27 protein-coding genes are annotated in these 26,357 nt (G+C 35.6%); 14 read left to right on the top strand and 13 right to left on the bottom strand.

Annotated features, from left to right (window positions below):
• Positions 1-182 precede the first annotated feature (182 nt).
• From PXD56_RS01250 to PXD56_RS01225, 6 genes are all read left to right on the top strand, one after another.
• Positions 183-863, top strand: coding sequence for a succinate dehydrogenase cytochrome b subunit (locus PXD56_RS01250; protein ID WP_036151095.1), 681 nt, complete (start codon positions 183-185; stop codon positions 861-863).
• 12 nt (positions 864-875) lie between these two features.
• Positions 876-2,891, top strand: coding sequence for a fumarate reductase/succinate dehydrogenase flavoprotein subunit (locus tag PXD56_RS01245; RefSeq protein WP_276491541.1), 2,016 nt, complete (start codon positions 876-878; stop codon positions 2,889-2,891).
• 64 nt (positions 2,892-2,955) lie between these two features.
• Positions 2,956-3,702 carry a succinate dehydrogenase/fumarate reductase iron-sulfur subunit gene (locus tag PXD56_RS01240; protein WP_276491540.1) on the top strand — a complete coding sequence of 249 codons (747 nt, stop codon included), beginning with the start codon at positions 2,956-2,958 and terminating at the stop codon, positions 3,700-3,702.
• A 65-nt stretch (positions 3,703-3,767) separates the two neighbouring features.
• Entirely contained in the window at positions 3,768-4,250 is a 483-nt protein-coding gene (locus PXD56_RS01235; RefSeq protein WP_276491539.1) for a very short patch repair endonuclease, read from the top strand.
• 133 nt (positions 4,251-4,383) lie between these two features.
• Positions 4,384-4,929, top strand: a complete 546-nt coding sequence (locus tag PXD56_RS01230; RefSeq protein ID WP_276491538.1) for a type 1 glutamine amidotransferase domain-containing protein — start codon at positions 4,384-4,386, stop codon at positions 4,927-4,929.
• A gap of 32 nt (positions 4,930-4,961) precedes the next feature.
• Complete coding sequence (locus PXD56_RS01225) at positions 4,962-6,170, top strand: methionine aminotransferase (RefSeq protein WP_338088430.1); 1,209 nt, start codon at positions 4,962-4,964, stop codon at positions 6,168-6,170.
• A 9-nt stretch (positions 6,171-6,179) separates the two neighbouring features.
• Here the strand turns inward: PXD56_RS01225 and PXD56_RS01220 are convergent, their stop codons facing one another.
• The 9 genes from PXD56_RS01220 to trhO all read right to left on the bottom strand — a co-directional run bounded on the left by PXD56_RS01220 (position 6,180) and on the right by trhO (position 15,643).
• A complete protein-coding gene (locus tag PXD56_RS01220; RefSeq protein WP_276491537.1) occupies positions 6,180-7,328 on the bottom strand; it encodes a serine hydrolase domain-containing protein in 1,149 nt (382 codons plus the stop codon).
• Positions 7,329-7,344: 16 nt separating this feature from the next.
• Positions 7,345-7,869, bottom strand: coding sequence for a GNAT family N-acetyltransferase (locus tag PXD56_RS01215; protein ID WP_276491536.1), 525 nt, complete (start codon positions 7,867-7,869; stop codon positions 7,345-7,347).
• A gap of 147 nt (positions 7,870-8,016) precedes the next feature.
• The gene (locus PXD56_RS01210) at positions 8,017-8,382 is read right to left on the bottom strand and encodes a hypothetical protein (RefSeq protein ID WP_276491534.1); all 366 of its coding nucleotides are present in this window, start codon (positions 8,380-8,382) and stop codon (positions 8,017-8,019) included.
• Between the two features lie 493 nt (positions 8,383-8,875).
• Positions 8,876-9,529, bottom strand: coding sequence for a CoA transferase subunit B (locus tag PXD56_RS01205; protein ID WP_276491533.1), 654 nt, complete (start codon positions 9,527-9,529; stop codon positions 8,876-8,878).
• Positions 9,530-9,533: 4 nt separating this feature from the next.
• Positions 9,534-10,232: a CoA transferase subunit A gene (locus PXD56_RS01200; RefSeq protein WP_276491532.1), complete on the bottom strand. Its 699-nt coding sequence runs from the start codon at positions 10,230-10,232 to the stop codon at positions 9,534-9,536.
• A 106-nt stretch (positions 10,233-10,338) separates the two neighbouring features.
• The gene (locus PXD56_RS01195) at positions 10,339-12,684 is read right to left on the bottom strand and encodes a transglycosylase domain-containing protein (RefSeq protein WP_276491531.1); all 2,346 of its coding nucleotides are present in this window, start codon (positions 12,682-12,684) and stop codon (positions 10,339-10,341) included.
• A 3-nt stretch (positions 12,685-12,687) separates the two neighbouring features.
• Positions 12,688-13,173 carry a gliding motility lipoprotein GldH gene (locus tag PXD56_RS01190; RefSeq protein WP_276491530.1) on the bottom strand — a complete coding sequence of 162 codons (486 nt, stop codon included), beginning with the start codon at positions 13,171-13,173 and terminating at the stop codon, positions 12,688-12,690.
• The gene (locus PXD56_RS01185) at positions 13,166-14,368 is read right to left on the bottom strand and encodes a PSP1 domain-containing protein (protein ID WP_036151068.1); all 1,203 of its coding nucleotides are present in this window, start codon (positions 14,366-14,368) and stop codon (positions 13,166-13,168) included. Before PXD56_RS01185 ends, PXD56_RS01190 begins: the two co-directional genes overlap by 8 nt.
• 243 nt (positions 14,369-14,611) lie before the next feature.
• Positions 14,612-15,643 carry an oxygen-dependent tRNA uridine(34) hydroxylase TrhO gene (gene trhO / locus PXD56_RS01180; protein WP_276491529.1) on the bottom strand — a complete coding sequence of 344 codons (1,032 nt, stop codon included), beginning with the start codon at positions 15,641-15,643 and terminating at the stop codon, positions 14,612-14,614.
• A gap of 375 nt (positions 15,644-16,018) precedes the next feature.
• On the opposite strand from trhO, the gene recA reads away from it, so the two are divergent.
• The 5 genes from recA to PXD56_RS01155 all read left to right on the top strand — a co-directional run bounded on the left by recA (position 16,019) and on the right by PXD56_RS01155 (position 20,225).
• A complete protein-coding gene (gene recA / locus PXD56_RS01175) occupies positions 16,019-17,026 on the top strand; it encodes a recombinase RecA (protein ID WP_276491528.1) in 1,008 nt (335 codons plus the stop codon).
• 82 nt (positions 17,027-17,108) lie between these two features.
• Positions 17,109-17,531, top strand: a complete 423-nt coding sequence (locus PXD56_RS01170; protein WP_276491527.1) for a hypothetical protein — start codon at positions 17,109-17,111, stop codon at positions 17,529-17,531.
• A gap of 15 nt (positions 17,532-17,546) precedes the next feature.
• Positions 17,547-18,113, top strand: coding sequence for an RNA polymerase sigma factor (locus PXD56_RS01165; RefSeq protein WP_276491526.1), 567 nt, complete (start codon positions 17,547-17,549; stop codon positions 18,111-18,113).
• Between the two features lie 33 nt (positions 18,114-18,146).
• Entirely contained in the window at positions 18,147-19,661 is a 1,515-nt protein-coding gene (locus PXD56_RS01160; protein ID WP_276491525.1) for an outer membrane beta-barrel protein, read from the top strand.
• A 9-nt stretch (positions 19,662-19,670) separates the two neighbouring features.
• Positions 19,671-20,225, top strand: a complete 555-nt coding sequence (locus tag PXD56_RS01155; protein WP_276491524.1) for a DUF3575 domain-containing protein — start codon at positions 19,671-19,673, stop codon at positions 20,223-20,225.
• Here the strand turns inward: PXD56_RS01155 and PXD56_RS01150 are convergent.
• Entirely contained in the window at positions 20,222-20,962 is a 741-nt protein-coding gene (locus tag PXD56_RS01150; RefSeq protein ID WP_276491523.1) for a lysophospholipid acyltransferase family protein, read from the bottom strand. The two genes, PXD56_RS01155 and PXD56_RS01150, sit on opposite strands and share 4 nt — an antisense overlap.
• Positions 20,963-21,032: 70 nt before the next feature.
• Between PXD56_RS01150 and trpS the strand changes: the two genes are divergently transcribed.
• A complete protein-coding gene (trpS, locus tag PXD56_RS01145) occupies positions 21,033-22,001 on the top strand; it encodes a tryptophan--tRNA ligase (RefSeq protein WP_276491522.1) in 969 nt (322 codons plus the stop codon).
• A gap of 182 nt (positions 22,002-22,183) precedes the next feature.
• Here trpS and dprA read toward each other — a convergent pair whose 3' ends face one another.
• The gene (gene dprA / locus PXD56_RS01140) at positions 22,184-23,302 is read right to left on the bottom strand and encodes a DNA-processing protein DprA (RefSeq protein WP_276491521.1); all 1,119 of its coding nucleotides are present in this window, start codon (positions 23,300-23,302) and stop codon (positions 22,184-22,186) included.
• A gap of 92 nt (positions 23,303-23,394) precedes the next feature.
• Between dprA and PXD56_RS01135 the strand changes: the two genes are divergently transcribed.
• Both PXD56_RS01135 and PXD56_RS01130 read left to right on the top strand, forming a co-directional pair.
• Positions 23,395-24,366 carry an HU domain-containing protein gene (locus tag PXD56_RS01135; protein WP_276491520.1) on the top strand — a complete coding sequence of 324 codons (972 nt, stop codon included), beginning with the start codon at positions 23,395-23,397 and terminating at the stop codon, positions 24,364-24,366.
• Between the two features lie 60 nt (positions 24,367-24,426).
• Positions 24,427-24,939 carry an acyl-CoA thioesterase gene (locus tag PXD56_RS01130; protein ID WP_276491519.1) on the top strand — a complete coding sequence of 171 codons (513 nt, stop codon included), beginning with the start codon at positions 24,427-24,429 and terminating at the stop codon, positions 24,937-24,939.
• A 101-nt stretch (positions 24,940-25,040) separates the two neighbouring features.
• Here PXD56_RS01130 and PXD56_RS01125 read toward each other — a convergent pair whose 3' ends face one another.
• Together PXD56_RS01125 and PXD56_RS01120 are read right to left on the bottom strand one after the other, a co-directional pair.
• Positions 25,041-25,358, bottom strand: coding sequence for a hypothetical protein (locus tag PXD56_RS01125; protein ID WP_276491518.1), 318 nt, complete (start codon positions 25,356-25,358; stop codon positions 25,041-25,043).
• A 151-nt stretch (positions 25,359-25,509) separates the two neighbouring features.
• Entirely contained in the window at positions 25,510-26,355 is an 846-nt protein-coding gene (locus PXD56_RS01120) for an aldo/keto reductase (protein ID WP_276491517.1), read from the bottom strand.
• Between the last annotated feature and the right edge of the window lie 2 nt (positions 26,356-26,357).

The following is a 26,357-nucleotide window of genomic DNA, read 5'->3' as shown; positions in this document are numbered from 1 at the left end:
TTATAACAAATTTTAATGTGGTGATTGTTCAATGATTTTAATTTCAAAAGCTGAATTTTAATAAAAATCTTAAACATCTTTAAAATTGCCTTTAAAATCAATCTAAATAGACATACTAAAACTCGATAATCCTTGTTAATAACTAGCTTGTGATGTAAATTCGCATATAAAATTAACAAATAATGAGCGGATTTTTTAAATCTTCGATCGGTAGAAAGTATGCAATGGCACTTTCTGCTTTCTTTTTAATGTTTTTTCTACTTCAGCATTTTGCAATAAACATCTTGTCGGTTTTCAGTCCAGATGCGTTCAATGAAGCTTCGCATTTTATGGGTACTTTTTGGGCCGTACAATACGTTTTGCAACCTGTTTTAATTTTCGGTGTTATTTATCACTTTGTGATGGGTTTCATTTTAGAAGCTAAAAATAGAAGTGCTAGAGTAAAAAAATATGCTAAAAACAATGGCGCCGCCAATTCATCTTGGATGAGCCGTAACATGATTTACAGCGGATTAGCTATTTTGGCTTTCCTAGTACTTCACTTTATCGATTTCTGGTTACCAGAAATTAACACCAAGTTTATTGATGGAGACATGACTGGTTTATTGCCAAATGGTGAAGGCTTCAGATATTATGAGGAATTAGCTCATAAATTTGAAAACCCGTTACGTGTTGGTGCTTATGTAATTGCCTTCATATTCTTATCGCTACACCTTATGCACGGCTTTAGTTCTGCATTTCAGTCTGCCGGTGCAACTAGCATGAGAAAAGAAAAACTACAATTGTTTGCAAAAGTGTATTCGATTTTACTTCCGTTAGGATTTATTTTCATTGCCCTTTTTCATCATTTTAATCATCATTAATACCTATTACTTATGTCTGTATTAGACTCAAAAGTACCTAAAGGTCCATTGAAAACGAAGTGGACCGATTATAAGAATCATATAGATTTGGTTAACCCTGCCAACAAACGTAATATTGATGTTATCGTTGTAGGAACAGGTTTGGCTGGTGGCTCTGCTGCTGCCACTTTAGCAGAATTGGGCTATAATGTAAAAACATTTTGCTACCAAGATTCTCCAAGAAGAGCTCACTCTATTGCTGCACAAGGAGGTATTAACGCTGCAAAAAACTATCAAGGAGATGGTGATTCTACATACCGTTTATTTTACGATACCGTAAAAGGTGGTGATTACCGTTCTAGAGAAGCTAACGTATATAGACTTGCAGAAGTTTCTGCAAATATTATTGACCAATGTGTTGCTCAAGGTGTTCCTTTTGCACGTGACTATGGCGGTCTATTGGACAACCGTTCTTTTGGTGGCGTATTAGTTTCACGTACATTCTACGCTAAAGGACAAACAGGACAACAGTTATTATTAGGAGCATATTCTGCAATGAACAGACAAATTGCACGTGGTAAAATTACCCCGTTCAACCGTCATGAAATGTTAGATGTTGTAAAAGTAAATGGTAAGGCTCGTGGTATTATTGCCCGTAACTTGGTTACAGGAGAAATAGAACGCCACTCTGCACATGCCGTTGTTATTGCTTCTGGTGGATACGGAAATGTTTATTTCCTTTCAACCAATGCAATGGGATCTAATGCAACAGCTGCTTGGAAAATACACAAAAAGGGAGCTTTCTTTGCTAATCCTTGTTATACGCAAATTCACCCAACGTGTATTCCACGTTCTGGAGACTACCAATCAAAACTTACGTTAATGTCAGAGTCATTACGTAATGATGGTCGTATTTGGGTTCCTAAGAATATGGATGATGTAATGGCAATTCGCGAAGGCAAGAAAAAGCCTACCGATCTGTCCGAAGATGAAAGAGATTATTACTTAGAAAGAAGATACCCTGCATTTGGTAACTTGGTTCCACGTGATGTTGCGTCTAGAGCTGCAAAAGAACGTTGTGATGCCGGTTATGGTGTAAATGCAACTGGTGAAGCCGTTTATCTAGATTTTGCTTCAGCTATTGAAAGATATGGTAAAGAGCAAGCTAAGATTCACAACATTAACAATGCTTCTGCTGACAAGATATATGAACTAGGTGCTGCTATAGTAAAAGCTAAATACGGAAACCTTTTTCAGATGTACGAAAAAATCGTAGATCAAGATCCGTACAAAACACCAATGATGATTTATCCTGCAGTACACTATACCATGGGTGGTGTTTGGGTTGATTATAACTTAATGACTACTGTAGACGGTCTTTACTGTATTGGCGAAGCAAATTTCTCTGATCACGGAGCAAATAGATTGGGAGCTTCTGCATTAATGCAAGGTTTAGCAGATGGTTATTTTGTTCTACCATATACAATTGGAGACTATCTTTCTCACGAAATTAGAACAGGAAAAATTCCTACGGATACACCTGAGTTTGATGCCGCTGAAAAAGAAGTAACAGATAAAATAAATTTCTTTGTTAACAACAAAGGATCACATTCTGTAGATTATTACCACAAGAAATTAGGTAATATTATGTGGGAGAAATGTGGAATGTCTCGTAACGCAGAAGGCTTAAAAGAAGCTATGGCAGAAATTAAGGCGCTACGTGAAGATTTCTATAAAAACGTAAGTGTACCTGGTACTGCAACTGAACTTAACGCAGAATTGGAAAAAGCTGGTCGTGTGGCAGATTTCTTAGAACTTGGTGAACTATTCGCTAAAGATGCCTTAGCAAGAGAAGAATCTTGTGGTGGTCACTTTAGAGAAGAGTCTGTAGAAATTGGTGGTGAACAAGCTGGTGAAGCAAAAAGAAACGATGTTGATTTCGCATTTGTTTCTGCATGGGAATATAAAGGAGAACCTGGAGATGCCGTTCTACACAAAGAACAATTAGAGTTCAACGAAATCGAATTAAAACAAAGAAGTTATAAATAATAGTATTGAGCTATTAGAAATGATTTAGTTCATTACTTAATACTCATTACTCAATACTTAAAATATGAATCTGACATTAAAAATTTGGAGACAATCTAATGCCCAAGCAACGGGTAAAATGGTCGATTATAAAGTGACAGAGATTTCTGAACATATGTCGTTCTTAGAAATGATGGATGTTCTTAACGAACAACTAATTAATAGCGGTGAAGAACCAGTTGCTTTTGACCACGATTGTAGAGAAGGTATCTGCGGTATGTGCTCAATGTTCATCAATGGTGAAGCTCATGGTCCAGATAGAGGCGTAACTACATGTCAATTGCACATGCGTATGTTTAAAGATGGGGATACTATTACTATAGAGCCATTTAGAGCAAAAGCGTTTCCTGTTATTAAAGATTTAGTTGTTGATAGAGGAGCATTTGATAGAATACAACATGCAGGTGGTTACATTTCTGTAAACACTTCAGGTAACACACAAGATGCCAATGGTACTCCGATTTCTAAACATGCAGCAGATGAAGCTATGGACGCCGCTACTTGTATAGGTTGTGGAGCTTGTGTAGCAAGTTGTAAAAATGCATCTGCCATGTTATTTGTTGGTGCTAAAGTATCTCAATATGCTTTATTACCACAAGGACAGGTAGAAGCTGTTGATCGTGTTAAAAACATGGTTGCACAAATGGATCTTGAAGGTTTTGGTAACTGTACCAATACCGGTGCTTGTGAGGTGGAATGTCCTAAAGGAATTTCATTAGAGAATATAGCAAGAATGAACCGCGAATTTTTAAGCGCTAACGTTAAAGGTTAGACTTTTAATCATAAAGTTTTAAAAAATCCCGACCGTAAAGGTTCGGGATTTTTTATTTTTAAAGTATGTCCAAAGACTACTCCAAAGAACGCATTATAGTACCTAGGTTCAACGAAGCATCCGGATTTTACACTACGCCCCAGCGCTCTAAAATAATGAGCAAAATAAAAGGGAAAAATACAAAACCAGAACTTGCATTTAGAAAAGCATTATACGCTGCCGGCTATAGATATCGCATAGATTACAAAAAGCTTATTGGAAAGCCAGATATTGCATTGCCAAAATATAAAACGGTCATTTTCATAGATGGTGAATATTGGCACGGTAAAAATTGGGAAGAGCGCAAACCCAATGTTAAAACCAACCGAGAATTCTGGATAGCAAAAATTGAGCGTAATATGCAACGAGACATTGAAGTAAACCAAGAACTTATAGCTTTGGGCTACACCGTATTTAGATTTTGGGAGACTGAGGTAAAAAAGAATCTTCAGGAATGCTTAGAAAAAACCATTAAGCACTTAAACGAGGTGCAAATGAGCACAAATTGAATTTTATAAAGTTCATTTAGTAAATGTTTAACCCTTGCCAACCCTTTATTAATAAGGCTTTAACGGATAATAGAAGGCATGATATGTAACTTAGTATCAAACAAATTATTAATCATTAAAAACTATATATAAAATGAAGAGGATAGCAATATTAGCTGCAAATGGATTTGAAGAAAGTGAATTAAAATCTCCAAAAGAAGCCATGGAAAAAGAAGGCTTTAATGTAGATATCGTAAGTTTAGAAAACGGAGAAATTAAAGGTTGGGCAGATGGTAATTGGTCTAACAGTTATAAAGTAGATAAAACATTAAGTGAAGTTAAGGCAGAAGATTATAATGCCTTGGTTTTACCGGGTGGGGTAATTAATCCAGATTTATTAAGAAGAGAAGAAACAGCATTAGATTTTGTACGTGACTTCTTTAAACTGAAGAAACCCGTAGCAGCAATTTGCCATGCACCGTGGACATTGATTAGTGCAGGGGTTGTAGAAGGTAGAAAAATGACGTCGTTTAATTCTATAAAAGATGATGTAATCAATGCAGGTGCAAATTGGGTAGACCAAGAGGTAGTTGTAGATGAAGGATTTGTAACAAGTAGAAATCCTGATGATTTACCGGCATTTAATTCAAAATTGATTGAGGAAATCAAAGAAGGAAAACACGAAATGCAACATGCATAATTCGTTTAAATAAAATTGAAAAGCCCAGTCATATGACTGGGCTTTTTTTCATGTCCGTATTTAAAATTCATACATTTACTACTATGGACTATGAACAGCATATAAGTACATCTAAACTACCAGATGTAAAGACAACAATATTCACTACAGTAGGTAATCTTGCTAGAAAGCATCATGCTATTGACCTATCTCAAGGTTTTCCAAATTTTAAGGCTGACGAAAAATTAAAGTCTATGGTCAATGATGCACTAATAGCAGGTCATAATCAATATGCACCCATGCAAGGGTTTTATGGTCTTAGGGAAGTCATTTCCGAGAAAATAGCATCGTTACATCAACGTACTTATTCTCCCGCTGATGAAGTAACTATAACTGTAGGTGCCACTCAAGCTATTTTTACCGCCATTACAGCCTTTATCAACAAAGGTGATGAGGTAATTGTTATAAAACCAGCCTACGATTGTTATGAGCCCGCAATTACGTTAAATGGAGGAATACCTGTATATGTCCAATTAGATGCCCCAGATTATAAAATAGATTGGTCAGCCTTTGAAACTAAGATTACCGATAAAACCAAAATGGTTATTATAAATACACCCCACAACCCCACTTGTACCGTTCTAACAAAATCCGATATGGACCAGTTAGAAAAGATATTAAAACCCACCAATATCATTCTTTTGAGCGACGAGGTTTATGAGCATATTACTTTTGATGGACAAGTTCATGAAAGTGCTTCACGATTTCCAGATTTAGCCAATAGAAGTTTTGTCTGTGCTTCTTTTGGGAAAACGTTTCATGTAACGGGTTGGAAAATGGGCTATTGCGTAGCTCCTATTGAATTGATGTCCGAATTTAGAAAAGTACATCAATTTGCTGTGTTTTGTGTAGACCATCCGGTACAACGTGCATTGGCTAATTATCTAAAGCACCCATCACACTATTTAGATTTGAACAATTTTTACCAAGAAAAACGAGATTTCTTTCTAGATGGAATAAAATCGTCCAAATTTAAGTTCAAACCTTGTCAAGGAACCTATTTTCAATTATTAGATTACACGCAAATTTCTATGGACAAAGATGAAGTTATTGGAAAGCGCTTAATTACAGAAAACGGCATAGCATCTATTCCTATCTCTTCTTTTAACGTTGAAAATAGAAATGATTACATGCTACGCTTTTGTTTCGCCAAAAAGAAAGAAACCTTAGAGCAAGCAGTAGAGATTTTATGCAAGCTCTAAAGGGTATTGTTAAAAAGCAGCATTTACCTTGGTTATAAACTCGCTAACTTTACTAGGCTCTAACCAGCGAGTAACCACGACAACATCATTTTCTTTATCTATGATAATGAAATTACCACCAAAACCGGCAGCATAATAAATGTTTTCAGATAGTCCTTCCCAATGTCTAGCACCTTTCTTATTTAACCACCACATATACCCATAATTAGCATTAGGTATTGATGGTGTAGTTGCCTTTTTAATCCAATCTTCAGAGATTAATCTTTCATTCTTCCACTTACCATTATTTAAAAACAACATACCAAAGCGTGCCATATCTTCAGCACTGATAAAGATACCTGCACCTGAGTGACCACCACCGGTTACAGATTTCATTTGTAGACCGTCAATTTCTGTCCATGCATCATCATAACCAAACCAACGCCAGGTAGAAGACGCGTCAATTTTATCCATGATTTTCTCTTTTAATACCAATGGCATAGGTTTACGCCAAACATGGGTAAGTGAATATGCCAAAACATTAACACGAACATCATTATACTCCATAACTGTACCTGGTGCTTTAGGTGTTGCCAATTTCCAATCATCTATACCACCTTCACTTGGTGGTCTATCTGCCCAATCTTTTCCTCCCCAAAGCTCGCCAGACCAAGCGGAGTTTTGTTGTAACAAATGCTCCCATGTAATTTTAGAATTATGTGCACCGTCAAAAGTACCGTCCCAGATATAATCTCCTACTAAATTTTTAGTGTCGGTAATTAAACCTTCATCTTCAGCAAGACCAGCCATGGTACTCAAAAAACTCTTGGTTACGCTAAAGGTCATATCAACCCTTTTAGTATCTCCCCATTGGGCAACAACATATCCATTTTTAAGAATCATACCTGCAGGACCGCCACGCTTCTTCGTTGGACCTAATATTTTATGGAATGGTTCCTTTTCAAATCCTTTAACAATGGCAATACGTAAGTCTCTAGAACCAGAATATTCATTAGTTTCTGCAAAATCTACAGCTTGCTTTAAAGCTGCGTCTTTAATTTTAAAATCTTTAGGTGATTTGACTTCCCAGTCTGCATTTCTTTCAGGAAAGTAGTAATCTTGAGCATTTAGGTTTAAAAAAACCATGAGTGCAAAAAAAGTAAAATAATATAACTTCATAAGTGTTGGTTTGAAACTACAAGTTACTTAAATCATAACCCATTAACCAATCTGTTTGCTCATCTTCTCCAATATAATAAGGATGAGTATCAAATTTAACAAAGCCTTCACGTTCGTAAAATTGTATAGCAGCAGTATTATGTTCCCAAACGCCCAACCAGAGCTTTTTTTTGCTCTTGTTCAAAGCCAAATTCTTAATATAATCTAAGAAACATTTTCCTAAACCTTTTCCTTGATATTGAGCTAAAACATATATACGTTCAAGTTCTATACTTTCATCAGCGATCACTTCTGATTGAGCGTCACCAACATTAAGTTTAAAATAACCAATAATCTTACTATTTTGATATACAAAATAGAAATCGCTATTGCTGTTTAATAGTTCTTCTTTAATTTTTTCAAGGGCAAAAGCTTTATCAATATAATTCTTGAAATCAACAGGGTCATTATCTTTTTCAAAAGCAGTTACAAAAGTTTGTTCAGAAATAAGCCTTAATTTCTCAAGGTCGTTAAGAGAACACAATTTAAATTTAAGTTCCATACCCCTAAAATAAAAAAAGGAGCAAATTACTTTGCTCCTAATCGGGGGAAATATTATAAAAAGGTTGATTTGATAACTTATCTGTTCTTTGCATTACCTATAAGCGGTAATACTTTTGTTCGTGGGCATTTTTCAATTGCGAACTTATTATTGTTTCTCTGCAAAGATTTTACCCTCAGTTCTCATGAGAATAGTGCCTTCTTCAGTTTCTTGCATTTTTACTAAATCATCGGGAAAATCAGTGCCTGGGTAGCTTACTATATATACGTCACCATTAACACTCCAGTTAAAATCTGTTAGGTAAACTACTTGTCCATCTTTATAACCGTGAAATCTACCTAGGTAGACATCATTAAATATCCATTCTTCATTATCAATAACCATCTTATTTGTATTGGTGGCCGTTTTAACGGTGTGGTTCCAAATACCAATTATAGGATCGTCATTTTCTTCAATTTTTGAACACGAGGTAACAAGTACCAACAAGATTAGGCAACTAAATAAATACTTCATTTTAGGTTAAGTTTCAAAAGCGATTTGGGATTCACTTTTTATTACACTTCAAATATATGTAGTCTTTTTCTTACAATAAAGTATTTGTGGTAAAACTAAATAAAAATGTGGTGAACCTAGAGAAGTTAGTTCATCAAAGCATTTTATAAAAAACTAAAAGGCTTATTTCAAAATAGTCCAAAAAAAAAGAGCGACTTAATAAGTCGCTCTTTTTTTTAAAAATCTTGAAAGTAATTTATAACATAAATAACTTTTTAGTAAGTCTTAAGAATCCACTAAAAAAGTCATTTCTATAAACTTGTACTTTATGTTCGTTTGCTGTGTGGTTAATTTGAGAATTCATGACGGTTAAGTAATTAATAGGTTATGGGTTTAATTGAGTGATAAAGATACATCTGTTCTTCAAAATTTTGATAATAAATGTTGTATACTGAATGTAACCTGTTGTGAAAAAAATAAAAAACCCATTTAACCGATGAATAACCTCAACCAATTAAACCGACATTTCTAAAACCTCACCTTTTATAATTAAACGACCATCAGTTGCTGCTTTAATTTCATCTACTGTTACACCAGGTGCGCGCTCTAACAATAAGAATCCATCTTCCGTTACTTCTAACACGGCTAAATTGGTAACAATCTTTTTAACGCAACCAACCCCTGTTAGTGGTAGACTACACCTTTTTAAAAGTTTAGATTTACCTGCCCTATTGGTATGCATCATAGCCACTATTATATTTTCTGCAGAAGCAACAAGATCCATTGCACCACCCATACCTTTTACCATTTTACCGGGAATCTTCCAATTGGCAATATCACCGTTCTCTGAGACCTCCATAGCGCCCAGAATAGTCAAATCTACATGTTTACCTCTGATCATGGCAAAACTAGTAGCAGAGTCAAAGAAAGATGCACCAGGCAAAGCGGTAATGGTTTGTTTGCCGGCATTTATCAAATCTGCATCTTCCTCCCCTTCTATAGGAAAAGGACCCATACCCAAAATTCCGTTTTCACTTTGAAATTCAACACTTATATCATCACGTACATAATTAGCCACCAAGGTGGGAATACCAATACCCAGATTTACATAATAGCCGTCTTCTACCTCTTGTGCAATTCTTTTTGCAATTCCGTTTTTATCTAACATGCGCTTATTTTTGACGTACAGTTCTTTGTTCTATTCTTTTCTCGTAATCTTTTCCTTGAAAAATGCGCTGCACAAATATTCCTGGAATATGTATTTCGTTAGGGTCTAATTCACCTTCTGGCACCAACTCTTCAACCTCAGCCACAGTAATTGTCGCCCCGCCACACATACACGGATTAAAATTTCTTGCCGTTCCTTTAAAAATGAGGTTACCGGCAGCATCACCTTTCCAAGCTTTTACAAAAGAAAAATCTGCCTTAAAGGCTTCTTCTAGAATATGCATTTTACCATTGAACTCTCTTACTTCTTTTCCTTCCGCAACTTCGGTACCGTAACCTGCTGGAGTATAAAATGCAGGAAAACCTGCTTGTGCAGCCCTACACTTTTCTGCAAGTGTACCTTGTGGGGTTAGTTCCACTTCTAATTCACCGCTTAACATTTGTCGTTCAAATTCATCATTCTCCCCTACATAGGAAGACACCATTTTTTTAATTTGATGTTGATGCAACAATAACCCCAAGCCAAAATCGTCTACTCCCGCATTATTAGAAATACAGGTAATGTCCTTTACTCCTAATCTTACTAATTCACTAATGGCATTTTCAGGAATACCACAAAGCCCGAAGCCACCTAGCATAAAGGTCATTCCGTCTTGTACACCCGCTAAAGCTTCGGTTACATTTGTTACTGTTTTACGTATCATTTTGTCGTTAATTATCTTGTTACTAAAATACCGATTATAAACGGGATAAAATAAAAAAGGTCTTAGCATTCGCTAAGACCTTTTTTAAATCACTGTAAAATATTCTCTAGAAATCTAAATCTTCTAGATCATCTTCAATATCACTATCTTCTTCAACACCTTCGGTAAATTTCTCGCAATTTATTTCAATAGACATATTACTTGGTCGTTCAAAATCTTCTTTAGAAATACCTAGTTCTTCATCAGCGTAATTCTTAGTCATGTACAAGCCCCAAATAGGTAATGCCATAGATGCTCCTTGTCCGTAAGTAATGCTTTTAAAGTGAACAGCTCTTTCTTCCCCGCCTACCCAAACACCGGTAACTAGATTAGGAACCATACCCATAAACCAACCATCACTATTGTTTTGTGTTGTACCTGTTTTACCAGCTATAGGGTTAGTCAATTTATAAGGATAGCCAGTAATAATTTCATCATACTCTGGTCTCCATTTATTATAACCGGTAGTACGTAAACGAGTACCAGAACCGCCTTGAGTAACACCTTTCATTAAATCTAAAATAGCGTAAGAAACATCTTTACTCAACACATCTTTAGTCTCTGGCACATATTCATATAAAACGGTACCATCTTTATTTTCTATACGAGTTACCATTACAGGCTTTACATAAACACCTTGATTGGCAAAGGCACCATAGGCACCCACCATTTCATACACATTAACATCTACGGTACCCAATGCAATTGAAGGTACTTCTAGAATATCTCCGCTTAAGCCTAAGTTACGCACCATGCTAACAACAGATTTTGGACCAACCTCATCTATTAATTGTGCTGTAACCGTATTTACAGAGTTTGCTAATGCCTTTTTAAGCGTATAGCTATTACCTGAGTACTTAAGGTTAGAATTTCTTGGACACCATGGCTCAACATTACCATGCTTACCTGCTTCAATACAATATTGCGTATCTGGGCGAGTTTCGCAGGGTGATAATCGTAATTGATCTATTGCTGCTGCATAAACGAAAGGTTTAAAAGTAGAACCTGCCTGCCTTGCTCCTTGTATAACATTGTCATACTGAAAATGCTTGTAATTGATACCTCCAACCCAAGCTTTTACATGACCCGTTTGTGGTTCCATAGACATCATTGCAGTTCTTAGAAAGGCTTTATAATAACGGATGGAATCTCGTGGAGTAAGAATAGTATCTTTTTCTTTAGTAGGGCTCTTCCAATCAAAAACCGTCATTTCGGTCTTTTTATCAAACGACTCGCGAATCTCCTTTTCAGATTTTCCTGCAGCCTTCATAATTTTCCAACGTTCAGAATTTTTCATGGCGCGTTCCATGATTTTCTTTGTCTCTTCTGAAGTAATATCTAAGAAAGGAGCGGTCTTATTTCTATCCGGAGTATTTTGATGAAAAAATTCAGCTTGTAATTTTGTCATGTGCTCGTTAACCGCTTCTTCTGCATTTGCCTGCATTTTAGAATCTATGGTCGTGTAGATTTTGAGTCCGTCTAAATACAGATTATACTTATCTGGTTCATCACCTATCGCAGGTTTTGGATTCTTATTTATCCAATCTTTCATAAAACGCTGTAAGTACATTCTAAAGTAAGTAGCCAAACCTACGCTATGTGTTTCTGGATTATAATTGATATCCATCTTCATAGCCTGTAGGGAGTCTTTCTCTACTTCAGAGATGTAATCGTATTTTGCCATTTGTGCAAGAACAACATCTCTACGATTTTTAACCATTTCTTCCCTACGCATAGGGTTAAAAAGTGATGAGTTCTTAAACATGCCCACCAACATGGCAGACTCTTCAATTTTAAGATCTTTTGGTTCTTTACCGAAATAAATACGTGCAGCAGAACGTATACCATCGGCATTATTTCCAAAATCATAAATATTAAAGTACATACTAATAATTTCTTCTTTAGTATAACTACGCTCTAACCGTATAGCTAAAACCCACTCTTTAATCTTCTGCTGAATTGTTTCAAACTTATTTCTAGAACGAACACCTACAAAAAGCTGACGTGCTAATTGCTGTGAAATAGTACTTGCTCCACCTTTACTTCCCAAATAAGCAAATGCTCTAAGGGTACCTCTTGCATCAATACCAGAGTGATCTTGAAAACGTGCATCTTCAGTTGCAATCAAGGCATTTACCAAGTTATCAGGCAATTCGTCAAATTTTACATCGGTACGGTTATCATCCAAATAGAACTTACCCAGCAAATTACCATCAGAAGAGATGATTTGTGATGCCAAGTTTGTCTGCGGATTTTCTAAATATTCATAAGGCGGCAACTCACCGAACAATCCCCAGGAAGCCGATAAAAATATCAAAGCCACAATAGCAATACCCGATGCAAACAAAATCCAAAACCATAAAATGAATTTTGAAAAACTATTCGTTGTTTTTTTCTTTACCTGTTTTGCCATTGTTTACGGGGTGCTTTTTGTTACTTCTATACCTACATCTGTAATACCTTCTAGACCAATAATTCCAGAAACATTACCATTTTTACGCATCGCTTGTGATACCTCTATAGTATATACGCCAGAAGATGAAAAAACGATGTTTTCTTTATACCATAATTTATTTTCCTTGATACTACCTCTACCCTTACCAAGCCAAGTACCATCTGGCAATGACATTGCATACTCTAATGTATCTTTAGTTACTTCGCCCTCTGGCGTAGTCAGTGCTGCAATTATAAATAAGTTGCTATAAGGAAAAGTATTATCGTTACGAACATTGATAAAGATATCATGTGGTGCAACGGTGTCCATTTTAGAAAGGGTGAATTCAAGAACATTGTCTTTGTTCCACACCCCATCTTCTAAGGTTTGGTATTCAGTTTTAATAATATTGCTGTCACAAGAAGCAAATAGCACAAGTGCTAATAAACAACAAAATATACTACGCATCTTTCTTTTGATTTCTGTTACGATTTCTATTCTTGTTCTTATTCTTGTTACGGTTTCTGTTCTTGTTCTTATTCCTGTTTTTATTTCTATTTCCTCCACCTTTAGGCTTATCAAAACGGGTAAGGCTATCTTGACCAACAACATTCTCAAACACTACTTTTTCTTCTACGACAACTTCCATTGCGTACATCTCCAAACTAGAAACTTTTTCTTTTTTCTTGTTTTTTGCTAAAATTTCGTTTACCTGATCTTTAGAAAGCACATGCCAGTTACCCGGGTCTTCTTTATATGAGAACCATAGCATTTCTTTAAAAATATCGGTTTTCTGACAAAAAGCGAGTCCCTTTTCAGTAAACAATTTGGTGTCTTGAGAAGGAAAATCCTTTAATGCGTCTAAATACACATCTAACTCATAATTTAAACAACACTTTAATTTACCACACTGACCTGCAAGCTTTTGCGGATTCAAAGATAACTGTTGGTAACGTGCTGCAGAAGTACTAACCGATCTAAAATCCGTTAACCATGTTGAACAACATAGCTCTCTACCACAAGAACCTATACCACCAAGTCTCTGTGCTTCTTGTCGATACCCAATTTGGCGCATTTCAATACGAATACCGAAAGCTTTTGCCATATCTTTTATCAGCTGACGAAAATCTACACGTTCATCTGCCGTATAGTAAAAAGTAGCTTTTGATCCATCACCTTGAAATTCCACATCAGAAATTTTCATTTGAAGCTTTAAGATAATAGCAATTTCACGTGCTCTTTTCTTAATTTCTTCTTCTCTGTCTCTACATTTCTGCCAAATATCAATGTCTTTCTGACTCGCTTTTCTGTAAACCTTAGGTGCTTCCTCATCAGTGAAAGACACTTTCTTTCGCTTCATTTGAACACGTACAAGCTCTCCCGTTAAGGTAACCATGCCAATGTCATGACCAGATTGTGCTTGTGTGGCAACTATATCGCCAATGGAAAGTGAGAGGTTCTCTGTATTTCTAAAAAACTCTTTTCTACTATTTTTAAATCTTACTTCAACAAAATCGAATGGTCGTTCCCCATTAGGGAGCGACATATTTGAAAGCCAGTCAAAAACTGTCAGTTTATTGCAACCATCTGTACCGCAAGTACCGTTATTCTTGCATCCCTTTGGTTGTCCATCCTTACCGGTAGAACAACTACTACAACTCATATTATATATATTGGTTTGGTTGAATTATATAAAATTCACCAAAAAAGGTTCATAAAAAACTTATAGGTAAAGATACAGTTTTTTTAATGTGAAATAAAAGTGAAATTAGCGCTGATGGTTTTAAATAGCGACATTGGCAATAACCCAAGAGTATTTCAAGAACATAAAAAAACAGCGATTTACGCTGTTTTTTTATGTTCAATTATCTAGTTCAATATCTTAAATCTGATAATGACGAGATGTTTATTTTTTAAATTTTAATACTTCTGATCGTCCTTTTTTGAAAATCTTATTACTGACCACTTTTCCTTTTCGTAAAGCTTTTTGCTCCTCATATGGCAGCTCATGTACTTCTTTACATGCATCTGAACAGCAATTGTTCATTTTTTCTGCACAAGATTTACATTGAATGAATAAAAGATGACAAGCTTCGTTGGCGCAATTTACATGGTCATCGCACGGCTGGCCACATTGATGACAATTAGCAATTACATCATCACTAATACGCTCTCCCCTTCTATGGTCAAATACAAAGTTTTTACCCTTAAATTTATTTTCAAGATTAATCTTTTCTACTTGTCTGGTATATTCAATAATACCTCCTTCTAATTGATACACCTGCTCAAAGCCTTTGTGTTTGTAATACGCACTGGCTTTTTCACATCGAATTCCACCAGTACAATACATGACCAGTTTTTTATCCTTTTTATAATCGGCTAAATCTCTTTCAATTATATCTAGGGAATCTCTAAATGTATCTACATCTGGTGTAACAGCATTTTTAAAATGACCAATTTCACTTTCATAGTGATTACGCATATCTACCAGAACGGTATCTGGATCTTCAATAAGCTCATTGAACTTTTCTGCACCAACGTGTATACCTTTATTAGTAACATCAAAAGAATTATCCTCCAATCCGTCTGCTACAATTTTCTTACGCACTTTCACTTTCAACTTCAAAAACGAAAGGTTGTCTTGCTCAATGGCAATATTAAGTCGCACATTCTCTAAAAATGAAATGCTATCTAAATGTTCCTTGAAAACATTAAAATTTTCAGCTGGCACAGAAAGTTGGGCGTTAATGCCCTCATGAGCAACATAAATTCTCCCAAGAACATCCATCTCGTTCCAGTTGATAAAAAGGTGATTTCTAAAAATGTTGGTATTACCAATGTGTGCATAGGTATAGAAAGAGATAGTAAGGCGCTCCTTACCTGCTTCTTCAATTAAAGCTGCTCTTTCTATTGCACTTAACGTATTGTACAGTTGCATGCTATACTAATAATTTAAGTCTGCCCTTAGGCAGAAAGTTTATAGAAAAATTTTGAATGGCAAAAATAGTTATAATATTGAAAAACCCACCTATTTTATTAAGGTTAACCACATTAACTCATAAAAAAAGAGCCTTGATTATAGCAAGACTCTTTATTGGTTATTCCATTCTTCTCTTTTTCATAGCATTCTCGAAAAACATACATGAAGGAGATAACCACCTATAATCGCTTACACTAAAAAAAGCGATTGACAACCAATTAAGTAACTTGTATTTAATAAAAGATAGCGATTAATTAAAATGGTTGCGTAATCATTTCAATATTGTTCAATTCAAAAAAGATTTGGTAATTTAGCTTTCCAAAAAAATAGAGAATGAGTTCTGAAAAAGAAGCAAAATTAAAAGCATTAAAGTTGACCCTTGACAAGATGGATAAAACCTACGGTAAGGGCGCTGTAATGAAACTGGGAGATAGTGTTGTTGCAGATGTTGAAGTGATACCTTCTGGCTCTTTAGGTTTAGATATAGCATTAGGCGTAGGTGGTTACCCAAGAGGTCGTGTAATTGAAATTTACGGACCAGAATCTTCAGGTAAAACAACCCTTACCTTACATGCAATTGCAGAAGCACAAAAAAATGGAGGTATTGCAGCATTTATAGATGCAGAACATGCCTTTGATCGTTTTTATGCTGAAAAATTAGGTGTAGATATTGATAACCTAATTATTTCTCAGCCAGATAATGGTGAGCAAGCTTTAGAAATTGCAGATAACCTGATTAGATCAGGAGCTATAGATATCGTTGTTGTCGATTCTGTTGCTGCCTTAACACCAAAAAGTGAGATCGAAGGTGAAATGGGAGATTCTAAAATGGGTCTTCATGCGCGTTTAATGTCTCAGGCATTAAGAAAACTTACCGGTTCTATCAGTAAAACAAATTGTACTGTAATATTCATTAACCAATTACGTGAAAAAATTGGTGTAATGTTCGGTAACCCAGAAACAACTACTGGTGGTAATGCACTTAAATTTTATGCATCTGTTCGTTTAGATATAAGAAGGTCTACACAAATAAAAGATACAGACGGTAATGTTAAGGGTAATAAGACCAGAGTTAAGGTTGTAAAGAATAAGGTAGCACCACCTTTCCGTACTACTGAGTTCGATATTATGTACGGTGAAGGTATTTCTAAAGTTGGTGAAGTAATTGACTTAGGTGTAGAATACGAAATTGTTAAAAAGAGTGGATCATGGTTTAGCTATGGTGACACAAAATTAGGTCAAGGTCGTGATGCGGTCAAAAACCTACTTTTAGATAACCCTGAATTGTTCGAGGAATTAGATGGTAAGATTAGAGAAGCCATTGCAGCCCTAAACGCTTAAATTAAGAGTTATTTAAGTAAACATAAATGAGTTAACGCAACCATTGCGCCTAGTTTTCATCTTATCACAAAATAGTTATACGATGAAAATTAAGTTAATGTTATTGACATTGGTCTTAGCATTTTTAAGCAATGGTTGTTCTATTGATGATGATGACGCCAATTTCCATTTCACAGCATTGGAGATTGTTAATGCAGAAGTACCAGAATCTTTTGATCTCAATGAGGTCTATACGATTTCTGTAAATTATTTAAAACCAGATAGTTGCACATACTATGAAGGTTTTGACGTTGTTAAAGATTCCCTGACCGTTAGAAGTGTTGTTGCCATAGGCGCAGTAAGAACTGATTTTGATGATTGTATGGAAGAGTTAATTCAAGAAACGGCGTCTTTTAACTTCCAGGTGATTTATACCGAGCCCTATACATTTAAATTTTATAAAGGAGATAATAGCGACGGAGAGGCAGAATATATGGAAATTGTCGTTCCAGTAAACAACCCTTAAAACAACCAACCATTTGTGAGTCTAGAAGAACTCATACATAATTGTAAAAAAGGAGACCGTAAAGCACAGGAGCTACTATACAGAGCCTATGCCACTACGCTATTTGGTATATGCCTTAAATATTCCAAATCAAAATCACAGGCAGAAGATACCTTGCACGACAGTTTTATGACCATTTATGACAAAATAGGTCAGTTTAAGAATAAGGGTTCTTTTGAAGGTTGGATGAAAAGAATTACCGTTAACACCGCCCTACAAAAATATAGAAAGCAAGAATACCTAAACGTAGTTACAGATAATACAGAAGAAGAAGTAACCGTTGATAATGCTTTTAGCGACATTAGCTTACAAACACTATTAAGTTACATACAAGAATTACCGAATAAATACCGCGCAACATTCAATCTATATGTTATGGATGGCTATACGCATAAAGAAATTAGCGAAATGCTGGGAACAACAATTGGTACCTCTAAATCAAATCTTGCAAGGGCCCGCGCATTATTAAAAGAAAAAATAGAAACTAAGATCACACAATCTATTGTTAGTGTCTTAATTATAATATCAACACACTTTTTATAATCTGATTTTGATTATAAATAGAAACAGTACTAGATGCAGAAGAAAAATATAGACGAACTATTCCGAGATAAGCTATCGGACTTCAAACAAACACCAGACAACAAAGTCTGGCGTGCGATTGATGCGTCATTGGACAAAAGAAAAAAGAAAAGGATTATACCTTTATGGTGGTCGTTTGGTGGTATTGCCGCCGCTATAATGATTGGTTTATTAATATTCAACCCTTTTACAGAAGAACACACTACCAATGAGATTTTGGTAGATACTGATAATGAAGCAAAAGAAGTAAAGGATATTCAATCAACTACAAAAACGGAGATTTTTATTGATTCTATAGATAACAACACCAACCCAATAGTTGAGCAATCTACCACGGTTAAAGAAGAGCAATTTTCAGATGCCAAAAGCAACTCACCAAACAGTAAAGATGATTCTAAAGGTGTTGCTGTAATTAATAGTAATGCAAACCAGAAGTCTGAACTTGTTAGCACTATTGCGGAAAAAAGTACAAACACTTCAGTTAATAATGCTACAACACATGAAGTATTAGTAGCTGAAAATACTGCCAGCACAGAAACTGCTAAAAATGATATTGAAAATTCATCTATTAATATTCAAAAAACAAAAGAGAAGATAGCTGCCAGCAATGCGGATGTTACTATTCAGTCAGACCCAAATATTTTGAGTAAAGAAAAGGGTATAGCTTCAAATACTTCCATTGAAGATGCTACGGAAGAAATTGAATTGAACAAAAAATCAATTTATGATGAAATAGAAGACCAGGAGGAGTTGAAAAAGAAGAAAGTTGCCAATAACAGATGGTCTGCAGGACCAAATGTTGCACCGGTATATTTTAATGCACTTGGCGAAGGTTCTCCGGTTAACGCAATTTTTAACCCCAATACAAAATCTGGTAATGTAAATATGAGTTACGGGGTCACCGTTGCTTATGCAGTCACTAAAAAACTGACCATACGTTCAGGAATAAATAAAGTAGATTACGGTTATGATACAGAAGATGTTGCTTTTTCATCTAGCGCCAGCCTAGACTCGAACGAGGGTCAATTAACTACAATTGATTATGCCGAAACATCTAGTACTTTGAAAATTTCTAGCAATAGGGTTGCTTCAGAAAAATTCAACACCATGAGTTCAGCCCAAGATATCACCGCAAAAAGTCCTACAAGAGAAGGCTTCATGTCACAACAGTTTGGGTATATTGAACTACCAGTAGAATTAAATTACGCCTTGGTCGACAAAAAGTTTGGATTAAATCTAATTGGCGGTGTTAGTTCGCTGTTTTTAATAGATAATGCCGTATCGCTAACCTCAGAAGATTTAACCACCGAAATAGGGGAAGCAAACAACATCAATGACTTAAATTTTAGTGCCAATATGGGGCTAGGTCTTAACTATAATTTTTCGCAGAAGATTCGTTTTAACGTAGAACCGATCTTTAAATATCAATTAAACACCTTTTCAGATGTAAACGGTACTTTTAGACCGTATTCAGTTGGAGTTTATAGCGGACTGACTTTTCAATTTTAAAATAAACATATGAAGAAATACATCTTGTATTGCATTTGCCTAATGACTATTACTATGTACTCTCAAGATGTAGATGATACATTTACAACCTCAGAAGCACGTCATGAATTAAAAATAAACGGTCTTTTTTTAATCTTAGGCGCCATTGAAGTAGATTATCAATATTTATTGAACGAAGAATCTGCCATAGGTGTAGATGTCCTATTTGCTTTCGATGACGAAACTATTGATGTCAACTACTATATTTCACCCTATTACCGTCAATACTTTGGAAAAAAGTATGCCACCGGGTTTTTCGTAGAAGCATTTGGAATGTTGAATTCTGTTGATGATTATACCTACAGCTCTTATTACAATCAACAAACAGATTCGTATTATTCTAGTTCTGGGTATGAAGATAATCTTGTTGATTTCGCCTTAGGAATTGGCACTGGTGTAAAATTAATAACCAAAAGAGGATTTATCGTAGAAATAGATCTAGGAATTGGACGTAATCTGTTTAAAAACGATAGAGACTTTACAATTATTGGAAAAGGCGGAATAAATTTAGGATACAGATTCTAGCTATTTTTGGTTAAATCGTTAAGTATCGTTTCCCTAACACTTGTTCTTAGCTCTGCCGTATCTTCCGGACGAATGGAATGTGTTTCAACAAATGAGTGCACTCTAGCTCTACATTTACCGGGACCGCCACTAAAAAATGTAAAAGAAAACCTTTCCTTATTATCATAAAAGGTCATGGGCACTACGGGTATTTTATGAGCGATAGCCATTTTAAAAGCACCATCTTTAAACTTATCTAACAGCACATGCTCTTCTGGCACACCACCCTCAGGAAAAATACAAATACTTAAACCCTGCTGTAGTCTTTTTTGCGCTCTTCTGTATACAGCCGTTCTGCTCTGCGTATTGTCACGATCTACCATAATACAAACGCGTTTATAGAAAAATCCGAATAAAGGTATTTTAACCAGTTCCTTCTTCCCAACAAATACAAATGGATTTTTACTTACTATTAACATCAGCATAATATCTAGCATACTGGTATGGTTAGCCACCAACATGTAGCTCTTATTTTTAACCAACTTCTGCTCATAGGTCACTTTTGGAAAGCAAAACATACCATATAGTATAAATCTTGCCCATAGATTTCTGGCCATCCAAAAAAACTGTGGATACCACGCTTCCCTTGAAGCAAATAGGACAAGAAATGGAAAAAAGACTAGAATAGGAATGGCCACTAAAATATAAAACCAAATTCGATATATAGTTTGACCGGTTTGTTTAACCAATTTAAGCATAAATCAAAAGTAGTTATTTACGATAGTTTTTTTGTATTTGTTTTACCTTTGCTTTCTTAGAATAAAGAAAATGGCAAGAATTTTAACAGGCATACAAAGTACAGGGACTCCGCATTTAGGTAATATTCTTGGAGCGATCAAGCCAGCAATAGATATGGCAAACGATCCTTCTAACGAATCTTTTCTGTTTATTGCAGATATGCATTCGTTAACACAGATTAAAAATGGCGCAGAATTGCGTCATAACACCTATGCTGTTGCTGCAACATGGCTAGCTTTTGGGTTAGATATAGAAAATACTGTTTTTTACAGACAGAGCGATGTACCACAAACCACAGAATTGGCTTGGTACCTAAGCTGCTTTTTTCCATATCAACGATTAACACTTGCACACTCTTTTAAAGATAAGGCAGACAGATTAGAAGATGTAAATGCCGGACTATTCACTTACCCAATGTTAATGGCGGCAGATATATTATTGTATGATGCTAACATTGTACCTGTAGGCAAAGACCAAATGCAACATATAGAAATGACTAGGGATGTTGCTTCTCGTTTTCACGCCCAGTTAGGCGAAACATTTGTATTACCAGAAGGCAAGGTACAAGAAGAAACCATGTACATACCGGGTACAGATGGGGCAAAAATGAGCAAGAGTAAAGGTAATTTGATAAGTCTATTTCAGACTGATAAAAAATTACGCAAACAGATTATGGGAATACAGACGGACAGCACAGCAATGGAGGACCCAAAAGACCCTTCTACTGACAACGTATTCGCTTTATATAAAATATTGGCAAGTGAGCCACAAATTGAAGAAATGAGTGCTAATTACTTAGCAGGAAACTACGGTTACGGTCATGCAAAACAAGCACTTTATGAAGTGATCGTAAATAAGTTTGAAGAGCCCCGTGAAAAGTTTGAATACTACATGAACAACCTAAATGAGATTGATGATGCACTAGCTTTAGGAGCAGAAAAAGCCAGAAAAGTAGCGGACGGAGTACTAGAGAGAGTTCGTGAAAAATTAGGTTATTAATTAATCACACAGAAAACTACAAATATTAAAAAACCGACCTAGTGGTCGGTTTTTTGTTTTTATTAATCCGTCTTCAATCATTCGTCTATCGATATTGAATTCGGAAATATCGATTAAGTGAGCATTTGATGATGAATTTTAATCTAAACTCATAAAAACAAACTAAGTGGTTTATAAAATTTTCAAATAGCCTCGAACAATTTACCTGGTAAGGGTCTTATTACTCCCTTCATTTCCATATTTAACAAGGTAGAAGATGTTCTATAAATAGGCAGTTTACAATCTAGGGCTATACTATCTAAAATTTGCTTTCCGTTATTTTGTAAATAGGTGTAAATACTTTGCTCAATATCATCCAGCTCAATGAACAATTGTTTTTGAATGGTCTTATGCTGTTTTTCTTCAATATCCCAGTCCAACAAATAAATCAAATCTGCGGCTGAAGTCATTACATGTGCTTTTTGCTGCTTGATTAGGTTATTACAACCCAAGCTATATTTATCTGTTGTTCTACCTGGCACGGCAAAAACATCTCTATTATAACTATTGGCAATATCGGCAGTTACAAGGCTTCCGCCTTTTTCTGCAGATTCAACTACTACCGTAGCTTCACTCACTCCCGCAATAATTCGGTTTCGTTTTAAGAAATTCTCACGTTCGGGGTTACTCGTACTCCAAAATTCTGTGTAGAACCCGCCATTCTTTAAAACATCGGCTTGGTACTTGGCATGAACCTTTGGGTAGATTTGATTTAAACCGTGAGCTAAGCACCCTACGGTTTGCAAACCATGTTTTACGGCTTCCCTCTGAATACAAATATCAACTCCGTATGCAAAGCCACTAATTATTACTGGATCTAAAGGAGCAACCTCTTCGATAAACTGCTCGCAAAAAGACATTCCGTAGCTGGTTATATTACGGGTGCCTACCACGCTGATCAGTTTACGGTTCTGTAAATCAATATTCCCTTTTTTAAACAATAGAATGGGACCGTCAATACAATGCTTTAAATACTTAGGGTAATCATCATCTAAAAAATAAGTGCAACTTATATCATTCTTAAGAATATAATTGTATTCCGACTCGGCAGCCTCTAAATGTTCCAAATCAAATAAATGTCTAATGGTATGCGTACCTATACCATCAATTTTAAGCAGATTTTGCTTTTTATCTTCGAAAATTGCGGATGGACTACCACAATGTGAAATTAATTTCTTTGCAAGAGTGTCTCCTATATTTGGCACATGTTGCAAACGAAGAATTGCAACAAGTTCATCAGCAGTATGTTGTGTAGTTTTCATTTCTTGTTCACAAATAAGCGAAAAAAATATGTTAATAAAAAGTTACGAAAGAGGTTTTTATACCTCTTTATTTTTTTCATATTTGTGATCCAATGGTATTAGAACACTATATAAGCGATTTACTTTATAGGTACAACTGTGTTGTTGTTCCTGGATTTGGAGCATTCCTTACCCAAAAAAATTCTGCCCAAATAAACGTAGTTACAAACACGTTTAGTGCGCCAAATAAGTCTATTGTTTTCAATAGACAACTCATTTCTAATGATGGGCTTTTGGTTTCTTATGTATCAAATGCAGAGAAAGTTTCTTATGAAACGGCATTGGTTGAAATTGAAAATCAAGTTAAAACTTGGCAAGAGGTTTTAGTTAAAGAAACTTCTTTGCACCTAAAGAATATTGGTTCTTTAACTAGAAATCAAGAAGATAAAATATTGTTTCAACCTGCTAACGAAACAAACTACTTAACGTCATCTTTTGGTCTTTCTAACTTTAATTCTATTCCTGTAACCAGAGAAGTTTTAAAAGTTGAAGTAGAGGAGATTGAAGAAAAAATACCGTTCGTTATTAGTCCTGAGCGTAGAGAAACAAAAGGTTTTAGACCTTATTTAAAATATGCCGCTATTTTAATGTTGGCATTCTCAACTGGTGTAACCGGTTATCGTGCTTACCAACAGCAGCATACAAACGAGCAAGTAGCGAGACAGGATGCTGAAGAGTTTGTAAACAAACAAATTCAAGAAGCAACCTTTTTTGATCTATCTCCGTTAGAATTACCAACGGTTACTGTTGATGCCACTACAACTTCAGCAACAAGACCTGCTATAAACAAAGGTGAAGCAACACATTTTATAGTTGCAGGTGCATTTAGGGTTAGAGGTAATGCAGATAGAAAAATAGAACAGCTTAAAGCTAACGGATTTAATGCCGGCTATTATGGTACTAATGCCTACGGTCTACACATGGTAACTTTTGATAGTTATACCAATGCCAACGATGCTTTAAAAGCGTTACGTGAAATTAAACGTACGCAATCTAAAGATGCTTGGTTGTTAACCGAAAAATAAACCGATACACATTTTATAAGTACCGATGATGCCCGTATCTTTGCGGAAAATTTCAAATTAATGGAAGCAAAGACTCCTGCAGCATCACGTACTACAATGACCGATTTGGTTCTCCCAAGTGAGACCAACGCACTTCAAAATTTATTTGGTGGCGAATTATTGGCCCGTATGGATCGTGCAGCCAGTATTGCAGCAGGTAGACATAGCCGCAGAATCACTGTCACCGCATCTGTAAACCACGTAGCATTCAACTTGGCAATTCCGCTTGGAAGCGTTGTTACCGTAGAAGCAGCCGTTTCTAGAGCATATAACACCTCTATGGAGGTATATATTGATGTTTGGATAGAAGACCGCTACAGTGGCAAGAGTACTAAGGCAAATGAAGCTATTTACACCTTTGTTGCCGTTGATGAAACAGGTACGCCAACTGAAGTACCAGAACTAACCCCTGAAAGTCCGTTAGAAATTACTCGTTTTGAAGGTGCACTACGTAGAAAGCAATTAAGTTTAGTACTAGCCGGTAAAATGAAGGCGGATGATGCTACCGAACTTAAAGCTTTGTTTACGAAGTAATACTTTTCCAAAATACTAATCGATTTCTAGCTTTTTGTTGTGCTAATATACCTGAGCCAAGAGTTCCGTCTATATTTCACTATATCTAAGTTATAACTTCACTAAGCTATTTCTCGATACAAATCTTTTTCTAACTCAGATTGCTTTAAGTCAACCTTAAAAGAAAGGTCCATTTCTATTTTGCTTGCATTGTTCCAAATGAAAAATGCAGCTAAACAAATAGTGCCCAATAAAAATAAGGCAATTGCAGAGGTTACAAATCCACTGTAGGCCATTGTTAAACAAGTAGCTAAAAATACTGTATAGATTAAAATTGACTTAAGCGATTCATTCAATGTAAAACCAGAAGATTTTAGTTTACTAGCATTACCTAATTGGTTCTGAGTAGCATCGGAATTTAAAGTAATTGTGTTCTGCATAATAATTTCCTTTTTCTGATTAACACCTCAAAATTCGGAAAAAATAATCAACCATCACTTACATAATAACATGAAAATCAATATGATAAACTAAAATTAAAGAAATGATATTATTTAAATAACAGAAAAATAGTATTGATAAAATTACCCACTAAAAATTGAAGTTATCGGGATCGGGTCCAACGCGCTCTCCAGTCTCCAGTCCGTCTAAAAAAGCAATATCAGCTGCAGACAACTCAAAATCAAAAATATCTGCATTAGATGCAATACGTTTTGTATGTACGGATTTAGGGATGGCAACAATACCTTTTTGCAAATTGTAACGTAGAATAATCTGTGCTTCACTCTTATTATGCTTTTTAGCTAAATCTGTACAAATATCCAACTCAAAAACCTTGCCTTGCATAAAAGGTGACCAAGACTCATATTGAATTCCGTTATCGGTACAAAAATCAATCAACTCTTGTTGTACTAAATGCGGATGAAACTCCATTTGGTTCACCATGGGCACCACCGTACAATCGCTCATAACATCTTCTAAATGATGTTTTAGAAAATTACTGACACCAATAGCCCTAATCTTCTTTTGCGCGTACAGATGCTCTAAAGCTCTCCACGTATCTTTGTATTTACCTTCAACCGGCCAGTGAACTAAATATAAATCTAAGTAATCTACACCTAACCGATTTAAACTAGCATCAAAAGCTTTTAATGTTTCTTCATAACCCTGATCATCGTTCCAAACTTTGGTTACCAGGAAAATCTCACTTCTATCTACTCCGCTTTCACGTATTCCTTTACCTACGCCCTCTTCATTCTTATAAGCTGCGGCAGTATCTATATGACGATACCCTAACTGAAGTGCACTTTTAACAGCATCTACAACTTCTTGATCATTATCTGATAAGTATGTACCTAAACCTAGATATGGCATTTGAACCTCGTTACACAGTTCAAAGCTTCCTTTAATATCTGTAATCTTGAGTTCGTTTTTCATCG

Origin of the sequence: Maribacter zhoushanensis, from assembly GCF_029350975.1 — a bacterium.
GTDB classification, from domain to species: Bacteria; Bacteroidota; Bacteroidia; order Flavobacteriales; family Flavobacteriaceae; genus Maribacter; species Maribacter zhoushanensis.
This window is presented reverse-complemented; position numbering and strand designations above follow the sequence as displayed.

Excerpts from the sequence above, each read along its gene's own strand:
- PXD56_RS01250 (WP_036151095.1), top strand. The coding sequence starts at position 183 with ATGAGCGGATTTTTTAAATCTTCGATCGGTAGAAAGTATGCAATGGCA.
- PXD56_RS01245 (WP_276491541.1), top strand. The coding sequence starts at position 876 with ATGTCTGTATTAGACTCAAAAGTACCTAAAGGTCCATTGAAAACGAAG.
- PXD56_RS01240 (WP_276491540.1), top strand. The coding sequence starts at position 2,956 with ATGAATCTGACATTAAAAATTTGGAGACAATCTAATGCCCAAGCAACG.
- PXD56_RS01235 (WP_276491539.1), top strand. The coding sequence starts at position 3,768 with ATGTCCAAAGACTACTCCAAAGAACGCATTATAGTACCTAGGTTCAAC.
- PXD56_RS01230 (WP_276491538.1), top strand. The coding sequence starts at position 4,384 with ATGAAGAGGATAGCAATATTAGCTGCAAATGGATTTGAAGAAAGTGAA.
- PXD56_RS01225 (WP_338088430.1), top strand. The coding sequence starts at position 4,962 with ATGACTGGGCTTTTTTTCATGTCCGTATTTAAAATTCATACATTTACT.
- PXD56_RS01220 (WP_276491537.1), bottom strand. The coding sequence starts at position 7,328 with ATGAAGTTATATTATTTTACTTTTTTTGCACTCATGGTTTTTTTAAAC.
- PXD56_RS01215 (WP_276491536.1), bottom strand. The coding sequence starts at position 7,869 with ATGGAACTTAAATTTAAATTGTGTTCTCTTAACGACCTTGAGAAATTA.
- PXD56_RS01210 (WP_276491534.1), bottom strand. The coding sequence starts at position 8,382 with ATGAAGTATTTATTTAGTTGCCTAATCTTGTTGGTACTTGTTACCTCG.
- PXD56_RS01205 (WP_276491533.1), bottom strand. The coding sequence starts at position 9,529 with ATGTTAGATAAAAACGGAATTGCAAAAAGAATTGCACAAGAGGTAGAA.
- PXD56_RS01200 (WP_276491532.1), bottom strand. The coding sequence starts at position 10,232 with ATGATACGTAAAACAGTAACAAATGTAACCGAAGCTTTAGCGGGTGTA.
- PXD56_RS01195 (WP_276491531.1), bottom strand. The coding sequence starts at position 12,684 with ATGGCAAAACAGGTAAAGAAAAAAACAACGAATAGTTTTTCAAAATTC.
- PXD56_RS01190 (WP_276491530.1), bottom strand. The coding sequence starts at position 13,173 with ATGCGTAGTATATTTTGTTGTTTATTAGCACTTGTGCTATTTGCTTCT.
- PXD56_RS01185 (WP_036151068.1), bottom strand. The coding sequence starts at position 14,368 with ATGAGTTGTAGTAGTTGTTCTACCGGTAAGGATGGACAACCAAAGGGA.
- trhO (WP_276491529.1), bottom strand. The coding sequence starts at position 15,643 with ATGCAACTGTACAATACGTTAAGTGCAATAGAAAGAGCAGCTTTAATT.
- recA (WP_276491528.1), top strand. The coding sequence starts at position 16,019 with ATGAGTTCTGAAAAAGAAGCAAAATTAAAAGCATTAAAGTTGACCCTT.
- PXD56_RS01170 (WP_276491527.1), top strand. The coding sequence starts at position 17,109 with ATGAAAATTAAGTTAATGTTATTGACATTGGTCTTAGCATTTTTAAGC.
- PXD56_RS01160 (WP_276491525.1), top strand. The coding sequence starts at position 18,147 with ATGCAGAAGAAAAATATAGACGAACTATTCCGAGATAAGCTATCGGAC.
- PXD56_RS01155 (WP_276491524.1), top strand. The coding sequence starts at position 19,671 with ATGAAGAAATACATCTTGTATTGCATTTGCCTAATGACTATTACTATG.
- PXD56_RS01150 (WP_276491523.1), bottom strand. The coding sequence starts at position 20,962 with ATGCTTAAATTGGTTAAACAAACCGGTCAAACTATATATCGAATTTGG.
- trpS (WP_276491522.1), top strand. The coding sequence starts at position 21,033 with ATGGCAAGAATTTTAACAGGCATACAAAGTACAGGGACTCCGCATTTA.
- dprA (WP_276491521.1), bottom strand. The coding sequence starts at position 23,302 with ATGAAAACTACACAACATACTGCTGATGAACTTGTTGCAATTCTTCGT.
- PXD56_RS01135 (WP_276491520.1), top strand. The coding sequence starts at position 23,395 with ATGGTATTAGAACACTATATAAGCGATTTACTTTATAGGTACAACTGT.
- PXD56_RS01130 (WP_276491519.1), top strand. The coding sequence starts at position 24,427 with ATGGAAGCAAAGACTCCTGCAGCATCACGTACTACAATGACCGATTTG.
- PXD56_RS01125 (WP_276491518.1), bottom strand. The coding sequence starts at position 25,358 with ATGCAGAACACAATTACTTTAAATTCCGATGCTACTCAGAACCAATTA.
- PXD56_RS01120 (WP_276491517.1), bottom strand. The coding sequence starts at position 26,355 with ATGAAAAACGAACTCAAGATTACAGATATTAAAGGAAGCTTTGAACTG.